We start from the raw sequence: 15,440 nt of genomic DNA, 5'->3' as shown, positions 1-15,440 counted from the left end.
ATTTGCCATGGAACTGCGCCAGCTGCGCTACTTTGTACGAATTGTTGAACTGGGCTCCATGAGCCGGGCAGCGCTGGATCTGGACATGGTGCAGTCGGCGCTGAGCCAGCAGATCAGCCGCCTGGAGTCAGAACTCTCGACCCGGCTGCTGCAGCGCACACCGCGCGGCGTGATTCCTACCGAGGCCGGCCAGGCCTTTTTCCACCAGGCCCAGCTCACCCTGCGCCATGCCCAGCAGGCCATTCACGCGGCGCAGCAGGCGCGGCTGTCGGGCGCCGTCAGCATGGGCCTGTCGCCCACGATTGCGAATGTGCTGGGTCTGCCGCTGATGCGCGCCATGCGCGAGCGCTACCCCGAGGTGCGTCTGCACATCGTGTCCGCGCTGTCAGGGCATCTGACCAGTCTTCTCAACGCCAGGCAGCTGGACCTTGCCATTCTTTTTGATACACAGAATGCCCGGCGCTGGAGCGTGATGCCGCTGCTCGAGGAGCAGCTGTTTCTGATCCAGTCGCGCCAGCAGCCTGTGGCGCCGCAAATCCAGCATGCCGCGCCCATCAGCCTGGAGCTGCTGCAGCAGGTGCCGCTGATCCTGCCCTCGGGCAGCCACGGCCTGCGCAGCTCCATCATGGCCTCGTTCACCAGCGCCGGTTTCCAGTCGCAGATGGCCATGGAAATCGACTCGCTGTCCCTGCTGATGGAAGCGGTCGCGGCCGGCATGGGGGCCACGGTCCAGCCCTGGTCGGCCATGGGCATGTACCGCGATGCGGCCGAGCGTTTTCAGTGGTCGCAGATCGCCGATGACTCGGTGCGGCGCAAGGCCGCGCTGTGCAGCCTGTCCGACGATGAGCTGTCACCCGCAGCCCTGGCGGCACGTGTGGTGCTGACGGACTGCGCCCGCCAGCTGGTGCATTCCGGGGTCTGGCGCGGCGCGTCGCTGACTGACTGAGTCCGCGAAGCGATAGGCCGGCCTGCCGATGGTGGCACCAGGAAAAAGCTGGGCACGGGCTTACGTAATTTCCACAGCAACTTTGTTGCCCTGTGAAGCTCATACCTGGTGGCAAACCTAGATCTTCATTACAACATTGCTGTTGCGCCCCCTGGGCCGCATCTCGACATCCATCTTGCATCACGCCGACGGCGCCAGCCTACAGCGGGTGCGAGTGCGCTTTTTTAATATGAGCCTTGCCTCGTGCTGGATGTGAAGTGCGCTTCAGGACAGCCAGCCAAAACCAAGGTTCATTTATGACATCTCTCGATATTCAGTTGCTGCTGACCGCCCTGGTCAGCGTGCTGGTGCTGGTCGCATTGATCGTTTCACGCATCAAGCTGCACCCGCTGCTGGCCCTGCTCATCGTCTCGGTAGGCGTCGGCTTTGCCACCGGCATGGATCCGGAAACCATCGTCAAGCAGCTGACCAATGGCGCGGGCAAAACGCTGGGCGCCGTAGGCGTCGTGATCGCGCTGGGCGCCATGCTGGGCAAGATCCTGGCCGATGCTGGCATCACCGAGCAGATCGCCGAAGCCATTCTCAGGCACTCCTCCGATCGCATGATCCCCTGGGCCATGACCCTGGTGGCCTTCATCGTCGGCATCCCCATGTTCTTCGAGGTCGGCTTGGTGGTCATGCTGCCGCTGATCTTCAGCGTGGCGCGCAAGCTGGAAGGCCAGGCCCGATTCAAGGGCTCGGCCTATGTCTACGTCGGCGTGCCCGTGATCTCGGCACTGGCGGCCATGCACGGCATGGTTCCGCCCCATCCCGGCCCACTGACCGCCATCGCCACCCTCAAGACCACGGTCGGCCCGACCATGCTGTACGGCTTTCTGGCCGCCATTCCGGCCATGGTTCTCGGCGGCCCGCTGTATGGCGCCTTCATCGCCCCGCGCATGAGCACCAAGCCCGACCAGGCCTTGCTGGACCAGTTCACCATCACCGAGAAAGCCACTGCCGGCCAGCAGCCCAGCATCGCCCTGGGTGTGCTGGCGGCCCTGCTGCCCGCCATTCTGATGCTGATCCACGCCGTCGCCGAGATGCTGCTGCCCAAGGATGCGGCAGCCATGCATGTGGCCAGCTTCCTGGGCAATCCCCTGATCGCCATGCTGCTGGGCGTGCTGTTCGCCATCGTGGCCCTGGTGATGGCCCGTGGCGGCGATACCGAAAAGCTGCGCGACGCGCTGGGCAAGAGCCTCAAGCCGATTGCCTCCATCATCATGATCATTGCCGGCGGCGGCGCCTTCCAGCAGATGCTGACCAGCGCCAAGGTCGGTGATGCCATCGTCCATCTGACCCAGCAGTTCGCCTTCCCGCCGCTGATCCTGGGCTGGCTGATCGCCATGCTGCTGTCCGTCTCCACCGGCTCGGCCACCGTGGGCATCGTGGGCGCTGCCGGCCTGCTGGCGCCGCTGGCGGGGGCCGACCCCAGCCTGAACCTGCCCCTGCTGGCCCTGTCCATCGGCTGCGGCTCGCTGTTCTTCAACTATGCCAACCACGCCGGTTTCTGGATGGTCAAGGAGTCCTTCGGCATGACCATGGGCGAAGCCACCAAGACCATCTCGGTCGTGCAGTCCATCGTGGCCGTGGTGGGCCTGATCATGGTGCTGCTCTTCAACGCGCTCATCACCGTGCATTGAGGCTGGCCGTCCAGGCCACACCGGGTGCTGCAGCGCAGCGGCCCCGGTGCCTGCCGCCGGGCCGCAGCCTGTGGCGCATAGCCACATCGCACCTGCTTCCGCCGCGACACAACCAATCCATCACGATTGGTGATACCCCCATCCCCTAGCCCCGCTGCACGGGTGAGGCGGTGCTCACTACAGTGGCGTTCAACTCCAATCTGACCCTGTCAACCGCGCTCCGGCGGCGGAAATGACAGAGGACATCCACCCACGTTGAACCGCTGCAGGCATCGCCCCGTGGCAGCCCATCATGAAAACTGAAGCCTTTGACACCGATGTACTCGTCATCGGTGGTGGCAATGCCGCCCTGTGCGCCGCGCTGATGGCGCGCGAAGCCGGCAGCCGCGTGCTGCTGCTTGAATCCGCTCCGCGCGCCTGGCGCGGCGGCAACTCCGGCCACACCCGCAATCTGCGCTGCATGCACGACGCTCCCCAGGACGTGCTGGTCGAGGCCTATCCCGAAGAAGAGTACTGGCAGGACTTGCTCAAGGTCACGGGCGGCATCACCAACGAGCATCTGGCGCGCATGGTGATCCGGGCCTCCTCGACCTGCCGCAACTGGATGCGCAGGCACGGCGTGCACTTCCAGCCGCCGCTGTCGGGCGCGCTGCATGTGGCGCGCACCAATGCCTTCTTCATGGGCGGCGGCAAGGCCCTGGTGAATGCCTATTTCCGCAGCGCCGAAAAGCTGGGCGTGGAAATCCGCTACGAGTCGCCCGTGGACAAGCTCGAAATCGAGAACGGCCGGTTCCATGCTGCCTGGGTCAAGACCAAGGATGGGAGCCAGCGCATCACGGCCAAGAGCTGCGTGCTGGCGGCGGGCGGCTTCGAGTCCAACCGCGAATGGCTGCGCGAGGCCTGGGGCCAGAACGAGCGTGGCGAATGGCCGGCCGACAACTTCATCATCCGCGGCACGGCCTTCAACCAGGGCGTGCTGCTCAAGCATATGCTGGAAGAGCAGCAGGCCGACGGTCTGGGCGATCCCACGCAGGCGCACATGGTGGCCATCGATGCCCGCGCCCCGCTGTACGACGGCGGCATCTGCACGCGTATCGACTGCGTATCGCTGGGCGTGGTTGTGAACCGCGATGCCCAGCGCTTTTATGACGAGGGCGAGGACTTCTGGCCCAAGCGCTATGCGATCTGGGGCCGTCTGGTGGCCCAGCAGCCCGGCCAGATCGCCTACTCCATCATCGACAGCAAGGCCATAGGCCGCTTCATGCCGCCGGTGTTCCCCGGCGTGAAGGCCGACTCCCTGCCCGAGCTGGCGCAGAAGCTGGGTCTGGACGTGGACACCTTCATGGCCACCCTCGACGCCTACAACAGCAGCTGCAAGGTCGGCCATTTCGACCATACCGCGCTGGACGACTGCCACACCGAAGGCCTGGCTCCGGCCAAGACGCACTGGGCGCGCCCGCTCGATACCGGCCCCTACTACGGCTATGCGCTGCGCCCTGGCGTGACCTTCACCTACCTGGGCCTGAAGGTGGACGACACCTCCGCCGTGCGCTTCAAGGATCAACCCAGCCAGAACCTGTTCGTGGCCGGCGAAATGATGGCCGGCAATGTGCTGGGCAAGGGCTACACGGCTGGCGTGGGCATGTCGATAGGCACGGCCTTTGGCCGCATTGCCGGACGCAATGCGGCTCTCGCGGCTGCCGGCAAATCCGCTATCCATGGCGCCGTAAAGGACGAGGTCTGAATCATGAGCATCCAATCCCTGCAAGAACTGGGCAAGGAAGCCCAGACCCTGGCCACCGGCAAGGTGATTCCCATCCTCCCCGCCCCAACGGAAACCGCTGCCGAAAGCGAAGTGGCGCGCGTGATGCAGATCTGCAATGCCTGCCGCTACTGCGAAGGCTTCTGCGCCGTGTTCCCGGCCATGACGCGCCGTCTGGAGTTCGGCAAGGCCGATGTGCATTACCTGGCCAATCTCTGCCACAACTGCGGCGCCTGCCTGCACGCCTGCCAGTACGCACCGCCGCATGAATTCGGCATCAACATCCCCAAGGCCATGGCCGAAGTGCGCGGCCAGACCTATGCCGACTATGCCTGGCCGCCCGCCATGGGCAAGCTGTACCAGAAGAACGGCCTGACCCTGTCCCTGGCACTGGTCGCCGGACTCTTCCTGTTCCTGGCGCTGGCTGTTGCCGCGCAAGGTGGCCCGAGCCAGCTGTGGAATGGCAATCTGGGCAACAACTTCTACAACCTGTTCCCGCACAACCTGCTGGTCGGCATTTTTGCGCCGGTCTTCCTGTTCGTGGTGTTCGCGTTGTTCATGGGCGTGCGCCGCTTCTGGCAGGACGTCAAGCCCGCCACCAGCAATGTGGATGTCAGCGGCCCCGCCGCTGCCGAAGCCACGCATGACGTGCTGCGCCTGAAATACCTGGACGGCGGCCATGGCGACGGCTGCCACAACGAGGACGACGAGTACACCCTGAAGCGCCGCCGCTTCCACCACCTGACCTTCTACGGCTTCATGCTGTGCTTTGCGGCCACCGGCCTGGCGACGGTCTATCACTATGTCTTCGATCTGCCTGCCCCCTACGAGCTGCCCAGCCTGCCCAAGATTCTGGGCGCCCTGGGCGGCGTGAGCCTGATGATCGGCACGGCCGGCCTCTGGATGCTGAACCGCGCCCGTCACCCGCTGCATGGCGATGCCAGGCAAAAGCCCATGGACCTTGGCTTTATCGCCCTGCTGTTCCTGGTCGCCGCAAGCGGTCTGGCTCTATGGCTGGGCCGCGCCACACCGGCGCTGGCTCTGCTGCTGTGTCTGCATCTGGGCGCCGTGATTGCGCTGTTTGCCACCCTGCCCTATGGCAAGTTTGCCCACGGCGTGTTCCGCACGGCTGCGCTGCTGCGCCACAACACCGAAAAGCGCGAGCCCAGTCCCATCGGCCTGGGCGCCGACTGAAGGTCTGAAAAAACCACGGGCCGGCATGGCCTCTCATGCCGGTCACTTCAAAAAAATCAGCCGGATTACCGGCATTCCTTTCCCCGACCAAGGAGACATCCCATGATGAACAAACGCCATTTCCTGCGCGCCACGGCCGTGGCCGCCTCCCTGCTGAGCCTGGGCTCGGCGGCACAGGCCGCACCCGACTGGCTGCCCAACAAGCCCGTGACCCTGGTCGTGGGCTTTGCCGCTGGCGGAGCCGCCGACGCGGCGGCGCGCATGATTGCCAAGAAGCTGGGCGAGAACATCGGCCAGACCGTGGTGGTGGACAACAAGGGCGGCGCGGGCGGCAATATCGCCCACCAGTTCGTGGCCAAGGCACCGATCGACGGCTCGGTGCTGCTGTTCGGCTCCATCGGCCCGCTGACGATTGCGCCCCACATCATGAAGGTGGGCTACAACCCCTTCAGCGATCTCGCGCCCATCTCGGGCGGCGTGAACTTCCCCAATGTGCTGGTGGTCCACAAGGGCGCCGGCGTGAAGAATCTGGCCGAGTTCGTGGCCAAGGCCAAGAAGAGCCCCGGCAGCGTGGACTATGCATCGACCGGCGCGGGCTCGGCCTCGCACCTGGCAGGCGAGCTGTTCAACCAACGCGCCGGCGTGGAGATGGTTCACGTGCCCTACAAGGGCGGCGCACCAGCCCTGCAGGACCTGCTGGGCGAGCGCGTCACCTCCTACTTTGCCGCACCCCCGACGGCCCTGCCGCATGTCGAGACCGGCAAGCTGATTCCGCTGGCCACTACCGGCCTCACCCGCCCGGCCTACATGCCCAATATTCCCACCGTGGCCGAAGCCGGCTATCCGGGCTTCGAGGCGCTGAACTGGTATGCCTTCGTCGCCCCCGGCAAGACCCCCACGCCCGTGCTGGACCGCTGGAACCTGGAGATCGTCAAGGTGCTCAAGGACCCTGGCGTGGCCGAGGCGCTCAAGGTCCACGGCCTGACGCCCCAACCCACGACCCGTACCGAGTTCGCGGCCTTCATGAAGAAGGAATACGAGCAATGGGGCAAGGTGGTCAGGGAACGCAAGATCACCCAGAACTGAGAGCACAACCCCGCTCGTGCCGATGCATAAGGCATGAATTGGGCGCAATCCAGGTCAGGACGGCGAGCAAGGGCCTCGCCGGCCGCGCCGCTCCCGCAGCGAGGCCGTCGTCCCCCTCCCGTGCAGCGAGAGAGGGCGCCGTGCAACGGGGGAAGCCGCGCAGCGGCTCAGGGGGTGATAGGTTTTTTTTCCACGGGAGCCGCAAAGCCCACGCACAGACGGTTCCAGACATTGATGCAGCCGATGGCGTAGCTGAGCTCGACGATTTCGCGCTCGCTGAAGTAGGGGCGCAGGACCTCGAAGTCCTGCTGCCCGGGGTGGGCCAGGCTCAGTTGGGTGCAGCGCTCGGCCCAGTTCAGCGCAGCGCGCTCGCGCATCTCGAACAAGTCCACCTCGCGCCAGACCACCACGCTGTTGATGCGCTGCAGATCCTCGCCGCGCGACAGCAGCTCGCGCACATGCATGTCCACGCAGAAGGCGCAGCCGTTGATCTGCGAGACGCGCAGATAGACCAGCTCCAGTAGCTGCACACCGAGGCTGGAGCGCGCGATCTGGGCGTTGAGGCCGGCCTGCGCCTTGTAGAGCTCGGGAGCCAGCGCACGGAAGTCCAGGCGCGGCGTGGGGATGGCAATGGGGTTGACGGTGGGGTTGGCGATGTCGGCCATGTGAATACTCCTTGAAGCATTGCAGGCCCGCCCCTGCGGCCGGCCCATACCTCTTAGACGCGGCAGCGGTGCGGTTTGTGACAAGCCTCGTCATCCATCGCCGAGCCATCAATAAAAATAGCTGCTATCGCTATGCATGAAACAAACTCAGCAACAAAACTATCTGAATTTGTTGATTGAATGGCGCTAGCAGCTATTGTTTTTTCACCTTCTGCGACGGGCCTCGCCCATCAGGCAATCAGGCAGCCGGCACCAGCACGCGGGTCAGCTTGTCCGGATTGCGCAGCGTGTAGATGCGCCGGATCAGTCCGTCCTCGACCAGCAGCGTCTGCACCGACTCCACCCGGCCGTCCACACAGCGCACCAGACCCGGCAGGCCGTTGACCCGCGCCAGATGCAGGGTCTGCTCCTGCCCGTCGCGGCGCAGACGCCGGGCCGTGGCGAAGTACAGCAGCGCAAGGCGGCGCCCGGTCTCCAGCACGCGGCCAAAGGATGCCACCTTGCCGCCGCCATCGCTGATCAGCGCGGCGTCGGGCGCGAAGAGCGCTTGGATCTGCGCCAGATCGCCGCCCCGCGCAGCCTGGGCAAAGCGGCGCAACAGCTCGGCATGGGCTTGTGCGGGCGCCTCGAAGCGCGGCCGTCCGGCCTTCACATGGGCACGCGCACGGTGCACCAGCTGGCGGCAGGCGGCCTCGCTGCGGCCCAGCGCCTGGGCCACTTCGGCATAGTCGGCATCGAAGACCTCACGCAGCAAAAAGGCCGCGCGCTCCTCGGGCGTCAGTTGCTCCAGCACGAACAGCAGCGCCATGGAAACATCGTGGGCCTGCTCCAGCAGCTCTTCGGCCGAGGGAGCGGCCTCGGTCCAGGGCTGAACCAGCGGCTCGGGCAGCCAGAAACCCGCATAGTGCTCGCGCTCCACGCGCAGGCGCCGCAGCCGGTCTATGGCCAGCCGCGTGGCGGTGGTCACCAGCCAGGCCTCGGGCTGGGCAATGGCGGCGCGCTCGCTGTCCTGCCAGCGCAGCCAGACATCCTGCACCAGATCCTCGGCTTCGGCACGCTGGCCCAGCATGCGATAGGCCAGCCCGAACAGGCGCGGGCGATGGCGCTCGAAATCCTGCAGTCCCGCATCGGCGGGCGGCGCAGCGTGGGAAGTGGGGCTCACGTGATGTCTCCTGCAAATAGGCCGGGCCAGCCACCCAGTGTGACAGGCACCAAGCCTTAGACGCAGAACGCACAGCTTTTGTGACAACGCAGCCAAAACGGGCGCACTTCGAGTCAGGGACGCCGAGCAAGAGCCGCCTCGCGGCGAAGGCGTCGTCCCCCTCAGGGGGAAGCGGCGCAGTCGCTCAGGGGGGTGATTTTTAATCCACGCGGGCTCCCGTCGCCTTGACGACGGCGGCCCAGCGCGTGATCTCGTGGTCGATGTGGGCCTGCAGCGCCTCGGGCGTGGAGCCCACGGGCTCGTAGCCGCCGCCGGCCAGCTGGGCCTGCAGCGCGGGCTGGCGCAGGGCGGTGGCGATCTCGCGGCTCAGGTGCCGGGTGACTTCGGGCGGCGTGCCTGCCGGCGCGATCAGCGCGTACCAGCCGGTCACGTCGAAGCCTGCGATGCCCTGCTCCTGGATGGTGGCCACCTCGGGCGCCAGTGCCGAGCGCTGGGGACTGGTGACGGCCAGCGCCTGCATGCGCCCACTGCGGATGTGGGGCATGGAGGTGGAGATGCTGTCGAAGGTCAGGTCGATGTCGCCGGCCAGCATGGCATTGACCACGCCCGCGCTGCCCTTGTAGGGCACATGGGTCATGCGCACGCCTGCCATGGAGCCGAAGTACTCGGCCGCGAGATGCCCCGTGTTGCCGTTGCCCGCCGAGCCGAAGGTGAGCTTGCCGGGGTTGGCCCTGGCGGCCTGGATGAGTTCCTGGATGTTCTTCACCGGCAGCTTGCTACTCGCCGCAACCACCATGGGCAGGTTGGCCACCAGGGACACGGGCGCGAAGTCGCGGCGGGTGTCGTAGGGCAGCTTGGGGTAGAGGCTGTCGTTGATGGCGTGGGCAGCCAGCACCATGAGCACGGTGTAGCCATCCGGTTTGGCACGTGCCACGTACTGCGAGGCCAGCGTGCCGCCCGCACCCGGCTTGTACTCCAGCACCACGGGCTGGCCCAGCTGCTGCTGCAGTTGCACGGCCAGCGGGCGGCTCAGCAGGTCGGCGCTGCCGCCGGGCGGGTAGGGGATGACCAGCTGGATGGGCTTGGCGGGCCAGGCATCGGCAGCCCGTGCGGCGGACAGGGCTGTGGCGCAAAGGGCGCTGGCGGCGAGTGCCAGGCAGGCCAGCATGCGGCGGCGTGTGGACAGGGACATGGCGTGCTCGCGGTTCATGAAGAGGAAAGGGCATCGGGCTGGTACTGCTCGCGCAGCGCGCGCTTGAGCACCTTGCCGATCTCGCTGCGCGGAAGGCTGGCCGCCAGCCGCAGTTCGGCCACGCGCTGGGTCTTGCCCACGCGGGCGTTGAGCCAGTCCCGCAGATGCGCAGCCAATGGCTCCGTGCCGGGCCGTGCCACGGCATAGGCCACGGGGGTTTCGCCCCATTGCTCGGAGGGCACGCCGATCACCGCGCATTCGGCCACCTGCGGGTGCTGCAACAGCACGGACTCGATGTCGCTGGGGTAGACGTTGAAGCCCCCCGTGATAATCATGTCCTTCATGCGGTCGCCCAGCACGATGAAGCCGTCCTCGTCGAGCCGGCCCACGTCGCCGCTGCGGATGAAGCGCCGGCCTTCGGCGTCGAACCATTCGGCCTCGCGCGTCTTGTCGGGCAGGCCGTGGTAGCCGCTCATCATCCCGGCCGAGCGGCCCACGATCTCACCCTGTCCGCCGGCCGGCAGCTCGCGGCCGAGCTCATCGATGAAGCGGATATCCGCGCCGGGTCCGGGCCGGCCCACGGTGTGCAGCTTGCCGGGATGTTCATGGCAGTGCAGCTCGCAGCGCACGCCGCCTTCGGTCATGCCGTAGTACTCGATAAGGGCCCCGGGCCAGCGGCGCAGCACCTCGGCCTTGAGCGCGGAGTGGAAAGGTGCACTGGTGCAGAACTTGTGCTGCAGGCCGGAGAGGTCGGCATCGTCGAAGGCCGGGCACTGCATCAGGCGTTGGTACTGCACGGGCACCAGCATGGTGTGCGTGGCGCGGTGGCGCTCGGCCAGCTCCAGGTAGTGTGCGGCGTCGAACTTGCGCATCAGCACCAGGGTGCCGCCCAGGCCCAGCGTGGGCAGAGCCGCGACCAGGGTGGTGTTGGAGTACAGCGGCGTGGCGCACAGCGAGACGGCATCGGGCCCGTAGCCGTTGCTGATGGCGCGCTGCACATGGGCCCAGCGCATGGCCCAGGACTGGACGATGCCCTTGGGCACGCCGGTCGTGCCCGAGGAATAGATGACGTTGAACGCCCAGTCCGGTCGGGGATCGATGGCGGCGGGCGTGCCTGGTTCCGCCAGCCACTGCGACCAGGGCGCGCCGGCTTCGGGTGCATCGTCCAGCGCCACGCATTGCAGCTCGATGCCTGCCTGCAGCGGCCATTGCAAGGCCGTCTCTCGGTCACGCAGCACCAGGCGCGCGCCGCAGTTGGCCAACATGGCGCTCAGGTGCCCGGCCGTGGCCGAGGGGGCCAGCGGCGCCACGGCCACACCCGCGCGCAGCGCACCCAGGAAGGCCAGCACGTACTCGGGCGAACTGCTCGCGCAGATGGCCACGACGTCGCCGGGGCCCAGGCCCTGGCGCTGCAGGCTCAGGGCCACGCGGTCCATGCCCAGGCGCAGTGCGGCGTAGTCGAGGCTGCGGCCATCCATGGCCAGGGCGGTGTGGCGGGGGCGCTGGCGGGCCTGCAGCGCGACGAGTTCGGGCAGCGAGCCAAAGGGCTGGCGCAGCAGGGAGGCGATGTCTTCTTGCATGGAGATGGAGACGGGGACGGAAACTATTCGAGCGACAGGCCTGCGGCCTTGACGATCTGGGCCCAGCTCTTGCGCTCCTGGGCGATGAAGGCGTCGTACTCGGCCGGTGTCTCGCCGCCGGGCATGCCGCCGAGGTCGGCGAAGCGCTGGCGCACCTCGGCCGTCTGCATGGCGCGCTTTGCGGATTCCTGGATGCGGCCGACCACGGGATCGGGCGTGCCGGCCGGTGCCAGCAGGCCGAACCAGGCCGTGACCTGCATGGGCACGCCGGCCTCGGCCATGGTGGGCACCTCGGGCAACTGTGCCGAGCGCGTGGCGCTGGTGATGGCCAGGGCGCGGAACTTGCCGGCCTTGATGTGCGGCATGGAGCTGGGCAGGTTGTCGATCATGTAGTCGACCTGCTGGCCCAGCAGGGCCGTGACGGCGGGTGCAGCGCCCGGAAAAGGCACGAGCGTGACCTCGATGTCGGCCTTCTGGCGGAACATCTCCGAAGACATGTGGGGCGACTGGCCCACGCCCGAGGTGGAGACATTCAGGCGCCGCGTCCTGGCCTGCGCCACCAGCTCGCCCACGCTGCGCACGGGTGAGTCCGCATGGACCACGAGGATGTTGGGCACGGAGATCACGTTGGTGATGCCGCGCAGGTCGCTCTCCTTGTAGCTGAGCTGCTTGTAGAGGCTGAAATTGATGGCCACCGGACCGATGTTGCCCATCAGCAGCGTGTAGCCATCGGGCCTGGCGCGCGCCACCTGGGCCGTGCCGATGGAGCCACCGCCCCCACCCTTGTTCTCCACCACCACCGGCGTGCCGAGATCCTTGCCCATCTTCTCGGCCAGCACGCGCGCCGCGATGTCCGTGGTGCCGCCCGCAGCGGCCGGCACGATGATGGTGATCGGCCGCTCAGGCCAGGCAGCCGCCTGCGCGGCACAAGGGACAAAAGTCAGGGCGGTCAGCAGGGCCAGCAAGCTGCGGCGGACGGTCATGGGCAGTCTCCGGTTCACTGCCCGCAACGATAGAGAGCCCCGCGCGCCGGGGCACCAGGGTTTGACAGGAGAGCCGCTTCGCCATTCGGAAACCCGCGCTTAGGCAGGCTGGAATGCGGACTAACCCGTTGCCGCAAAAGACGAGGGAGGCACAAGAAAAAAGGCGCTGAAGCGCCATTTTTCTTTTCGCAGCATGCACAGCGCCAAAAAAATGGCACTGCCCAAGGCGAGGCCCCGCAGCAAGACCGTCGTCCCCAACAAGGGGATCAATAAGCCACCGCGCACCCGTCCTTGCGCGGATCGGAGCCCGCGATGTAATGCCCGCCGTCGCGCAGCACCAGCTGGGCGCCGCCAAAGGCGAACACGCCGTGGCCGGCCTCGACGCTGACCTCATGGCCGCGTGCGCGCAGCTGCTCAACCACGGCGGCATCGAAGGACGGCTCCACGGCCACGCCCTTGCCGCCGGTCACGCGCCAGCGCGGCGCATCGGCCGCAGCCTGCGGGTTCTGGCCGTAGCGCAGCACGCGCAGGGCCATCTGCAGATGGCCCTGACTCTGCATGGGGCCGCCCATGACGCCGAACGCCATTTGCGGCGTACCGTCGGCATGCATGGCAAAGGCCGGAATGATGGTGTGCGAGGGACGCTTGCGCGGACCGACCTGGTTGGCATGTCCGGCCTCGGTGGTAAAGCCGTGGCCGCGGTTCTGCAGGCTGATGCCCGTGCCCGGCACGACCACGCCCGAGCCGAAGCCCATGTAGTTGGACTGGATGAAGGAGACCATCATGCCGCTGGCATCGGCCGCCGCCAGGTAGACCGTGCCGCCGGGCCGGGGCGCACCGTAGGTGGGTGCGCTGGCCTGCTCGCGGTCTATGAGACGGGCGCGTTCGCGCAGATAGTCGCGGTCCAGCAGCTGCGCGGGGGTGACGCGCATATGGTCCAGGTCGGCGTTGTACTGGTGCAGGTCGGCAAAGGCCAGCTTCATGGCCTCGATCTGCAGGTGCACGCTGTCCACGCCGTCGAGGTCTTGCTTGCCCACGCCCAGCTCGTCCAGCATGCCCAGCGCCATCAGCGCCGCAATGCCCTGGCCGTTGGGCGGAATCTCGTGGATCACCGAGTCGCCGAACTTCTGCGACACCGTGCCCACCCAGTCGGCCTGGTGCGCGGCCAGGTCTTCCTCGCTCATCACGCCACCGCAGGCCCGCGAATGCTCGACCATCTTTCTGGCCAGCGCGCCGCGATAGAAGGACTCGCCCATGGTCTCGGCGATCTCCTCGAGCGTGCGCGCATGGGCTTCGCTCCTGAACACTTCTCCGGCCCGGGGCGCGCGGCCGCCAGGCAGAAAGCACTCGGCAAAGCCGGGCTGGTCGCCCAGCTTCTTGCCGCCCAGCTCCCACAGCGTGGCAATGGTGGGCGAGACCGCGAAACCGTTGCGTGCATAGTCGATGGCGGGCCGGGCCACCTGCGCGAAGGGCAGCTTGCCGAAGCGCTTGGACAGCGCCACCCAGGCCGACACGGCGCCGGGCACGGTCACGGCATTCCAGCCCTTCTCCGGTATGCCGCCCAGCTGGGCAAAGTAGTCGGGCGTCCAGCCCGCAGGCGAGCGGCCCGAGGCGTTGAGGCCGTGCAGCTCCTTGCCGTCCCAGACGATGGCAAAGCCGTCGCTGCCGAGGCCGCAGCCCGTGGGCTCGACCACGGTCAGTGTCATCGCCGCGGCCAGCGCTGCGTCCACGGCGTTGCCGCCGGCCAGCAGCATGGAAAGGCCGGCCTGCGCGGCCAGCGGCTGCGAAGTGCTGACCACATTGCGCCCCAGCACCGGCGAGCGGTTCGAGGCATAGGGAAGCGTCCAGTCCTTGACGAGGTTGGTCATATCTAAGTCCGATCAGTGATTCATGGGCGCCGCGCACAAGACGGGCACCTCCAACGGCGCACGCCGAGCAAGGGCCGCCCTGCAGCGAGGGCGTCGTCCTCCTCCCGCGCAGCGAGAGAGGACGCCCGGCCAGGGGGAAGGCGCGGGGCCGCCCAGGCGAAGCGACTCAGGGGGTGTTTTTATTCCAAAGTAATGTGGTTGTCCCTGATGACCTTGGCCCAGCGCGCGCTGTCGGCCTGCACCATGGCGGAGAACTGTCCTGGCGTCTGCGGCTTGGCGGGCTCCACGCCCTGCTTGCCCAGACTGGCGATCACCTCGGGATTCTGGATGGCGCGGTTGAAGGCCTGGTTGATCCTGCCGACCAGCTCGGGCTTCATGCCGGCCGGGCCGTAGACACCGAACCAGGTGACCGAGGAATAGCCTGGCAGGCCCGATTCGGCCACCGTGGGCAGATTCGGAGCCAGCGTGCTGCGCCTGTCGCCGGTCACGGCCAGGGCACGCAGGCGGCCGCTGGCCACATGGGGCATGCCCGTGGGAATGGAGTCGAACAGCAGATGCACCTGGCCTGCCGCCAGATCGGTGATCGATTGCGCCGTGCCCTTGTAGGGCACATGGGCGAGCTGTATGCCAGCCTGCGCGGCAAAGGCGGCGGTGTTCAGGTGCACGATGGTGCCGTTGCCGCTGGTGGCGTAGTTGAGCTTGCCGGGATTGGCCCTGGCATAGGCAATCAGCTCCTGCACGCTCTTGACCGGCAGCGAGGGCGTGACCAGCAGCACGCTGGCCGCGTCCGCCGTATGCGCGATGGGACTGAAGTCCTTGTCCGCCTTGTAGGCCAGCCTGGGCATCAGATGCGGCGAAATCGCATGCGTGCTGCTGGTGGTGAACAGCAGCGTGTAGCCGTCGGCCGTCGCCTTGGCGGCCTCGGCCGTGCCTATGGTGCCGCCGGCACCGGGCCGGTTGTCGATGACCAGTTGCTGGCCCAGCTCCTGCGATACGCGCTGCGCGATCACGCGTGCCACCAGATCGGTGGCGCCGCTGGCCGGAAACGGCACGATCACCCGCACCGGTCGGGTGGGCCAGGCGGCCTCGCCCTGGGCCAGGGCCGGCAAGGCCAGCAGGCCACCGGCCACCGCCGCTGCGGCATGGAGCCACTGGCGGCGCGTCGTTGAAACAGTAAACCGTGCCCGCATGGCAACTCCCGGTGAAATGGCAGCTTGTTCAAAAGGCGGCGCCGCTGCCCGGCAACCCTCGAACGGGACATCTTAGAAAGCCAAGGCATTTGCCGCTATCGGCAAATTTGCAAGTCATCATTGCCAAAAC

General features: G+C 67.0%; 12 protein-coding genes. 5 read left to right on the top strand and 7 right to left on the bottom strand.

The features are described from left to right. Nucleotides 1-7 precede the first annotated feature (7 nt). The 5 genes from DJFAAGMI_RS18510 (at nt 8) to DJFAAGMI_RS18490 (ending at nt 6,670) form a co-directional block, all read left to right on the top strand. Nucleotides 8-946 (top strand): LysR family transcriptional regulator, encoded by a 939-nt coding sequence (locus DJFAAGMI_RS18510; protein WP_211458239.1) that lies wholly within the window; start codon nt 8-10, stop codon nt 944-946. A 296-nt stretch (nt 947-1,242) separates the two neighbouring features. Further along, entirely contained in the window at nt 1,243-2,628 is a 1,386-nt protein-coding gene (locus DJFAAGMI_RS18505) for a GntP family permease (RefSeq protein ID WP_211458238.1), read from the top strand. A 292-nt stretch (nt 2,629-2,920) separates the two neighbouring features. Continuing rightward, a complete protein-coding gene (gene tcuA, locus DJFAAGMI_RS18500; protein ID WP_211458237.1) occupies nt 2,921-4,372 on the top strand; it encodes an FAD-dependent tricarballylate dehydrogenase TcuA in 1,452 nt (483 codons plus the stop codon). 3 nt (nt 4,373-4,375) lie between these two features. Continuing rightward, complete coding sequence (tcuB, locus tag DJFAAGMI_RS18495) at nt 4,376-5,584, top strand: tricarballylate utilization 4Fe-4S protein TcuB (RefSeq protein WP_211458236.1); 1,209 nt, start codon at nt 4,376-4,378, stop codon at nt 5,582-5,584. Between the two features lie 102 nt (nt 5,585-5,686). After that, nucleotides 5,687-6,670 (top strand): Bug family tripartite tricarboxylate transporter substrate binding protein, encoded by a 984-nt coding sequence (locus DJFAAGMI_RS18490; RefSeq protein WP_211458235.1) that lies wholly within the window; start codon nt 5,687-5,689, stop codon nt 6,668-6,670. A 167-nt stretch (nt 6,671-6,837) separates the two neighbouring features. Here DJFAAGMI_RS18490 and DJFAAGMI_RS18485 read toward each other — a convergent pair whose 3' ends face one another. The 7 genes from DJFAAGMI_RS18485 to DJFAAGMI_RS18455 all read right to left on the bottom strand — a co-directional run bounded on the left by DJFAAGMI_RS18485 (nt 6,838) and on the right by DJFAAGMI_RS18455 (nt 15,310). Then, complete coding sequence (locus tag DJFAAGMI_RS18485) at nt 6,838-7,335, bottom strand: carboxymuconolactone decarboxylase family protein (RefSeq protein WP_211458234.1); 498 nt, start codon at nt 7,333-7,335, stop codon at nt 6,838-6,840. Between the two features lie 238 nt (nt 7,336-7,573). Further along, entirely contained in the window at nt 7,574-8,497 is a 924-nt protein-coding gene (locus tag DJFAAGMI_RS18480; protein WP_211458233.1) for an RNA polymerase sigma-70 factor, read from the bottom strand. 199 nt (nt 8,498-8,696) lie between these two features. Further along, entirely contained in the window at nt 8,697-9,689 is a 993-nt protein-coding gene (locus tag DJFAAGMI_RS18475) for a tripartite tricarboxylate transporter substrate binding protein (protein ID WP_249334508.1), read from the bottom strand. 14 nt (nt 9,690-9,703) lie between these two features. Beyond that, nucleotides 9,704-11,269 (bottom strand): class I adenylate-forming enzyme family protein, encoded by a 1,566-nt coding sequence (locus DJFAAGMI_RS18470; RefSeq protein WP_211458231.1) that lies wholly within the window; start codon nt 11,267-11,269, stop codon nt 9,704-9,706. Nucleotides 11,270-11,292: 23 nt separating this feature from the next. After that, nucleotides 11,293-12,252 (bottom strand): Bug family tripartite tricarboxylate transporter substrate binding protein, encoded by a 960-nt coding sequence (locus DJFAAGMI_RS18465; protein WP_211458230.1) that lies wholly within the window; start codon nt 12,250-12,252, stop codon nt 11,293-11,295. Between the two features lie 266 nt (nt 12,253-12,518). Further along, on the bottom strand, nt 12,519-14,120 hold the full coding sequence (locus tag DJFAAGMI_RS18460) for a gamma-glutamyltransferase family protein (protein WP_211458229.1): 1,602 nt from the start codon (nt 14,118-14,120) through the stop codon (nt 12,519-12,521). A 179-nt stretch (nt 14,121-14,299) separates the two neighbouring features. Then, nucleotides 14,300-15,310, bottom strand: a complete 1,011-nt coding sequence (locus tag DJFAAGMI_RS18455; RefSeq protein ID WP_211458228.1) for a Bug family tripartite tricarboxylate transporter substrate binding protein — start codon at nt 15,308-15,310, stop codon at nt 14,300-14,302. Nucleotides 15,311-15,440 lie beyond the last annotated feature (130 nt).

The organism is Comamonas brasiliensis (assembly GCF_018292285.1).
Taxonomy (GTDB): Bacteria; Pseudomonadota; Gammaproteobacteria; order Burkholderiales; family Burkholderiaceae_C; genus Comamonas; species Comamonas brasiliensis.
Note: the sequence above shows the minus strand (reverse complement) of the source record. Positions and strands in the feature narration are given on the sequence as shown.

Excerpts from the sequence above, each read along its gene's own strand:
- DJFAAGMI_RS18460 (WP_211458229.1), bottom strand. The coding sequence starts at position 14,120 with ATGACCAACCTCGTCAAGGACTGGACGCTTCCCTATGCCTCGAACCGC.
- tcuB (WP_211458236.1), top strand. The coding sequence starts at position 4,376 with ATGAGCATCCAATCCCTGCAAGAACTGGGCAAGGAAGCCCAGACCCTG.
- DJFAAGMI_RS18455 (WP_211458228.1), bottom strand. The coding sequence starts at position 15,310 with ATGCGGGCACGGTTTACTGTTTCAACGACGCGCCGCCAGTGGCTCCAT.
- DJFAAGMI_RS18475 (WP_249334508.1), bottom strand. The coding sequence starts at position 9,689 with ATGTCCCTGTCCACACGCCGCCGCATGCTGGCCTGCCTGGCACTCGCC.
- DJFAAGMI_RS18505 (WP_211458238.1), top strand. The coding sequence starts at position 1,243 with ATGACATCTCTCGATATTCAGTTGCTGCTGACCGCCCTGGTCAGCGTG.
- DJFAAGMI_RS18470 (WP_211458231.1), bottom strand. The coding sequence starts at position 11,269 with ATGCAAGAAGACATCGCCTCCCTGCTGCGCCAGCCCTTTGGCTCGCTG.
- tcuA (WP_211458237.1), top strand. The coding sequence starts at position 2,921 with ATGAAAACTGAAGCCTTTGACACCGATGTACTCGTCATCGGTGGTGGC.
- DJFAAGMI_RS18465 (WP_211458230.1), bottom strand. The coding sequence starts at position 12,252 with ATGACCGTCCGCCGCAGCTTGCTGGCCCTGCTGACCGCCCTGACTTTT.
- DJFAAGMI_RS18485 (WP_211458234.1), bottom strand. The coding sequence starts at position 7,335 with ATGGCCGACATCGCCAACCCCACCGTCAACCCCATTGCCATCCCCACG.
- DJFAAGMI_RS18490 (WP_211458235.1), top strand. The coding sequence starts at position 5,687 with ATGATGAACAAACGCCATTTCCTGCGCGCCACGGCCGTGGCCGCCTCC.
- DJFAAGMI_RS18510 (WP_211458239.1), top strand. The coding sequence starts at position 8 with ATGGAACTGCGCCAGCTGCGCTACTTTGTACGAATTGTTGAACTGGGC.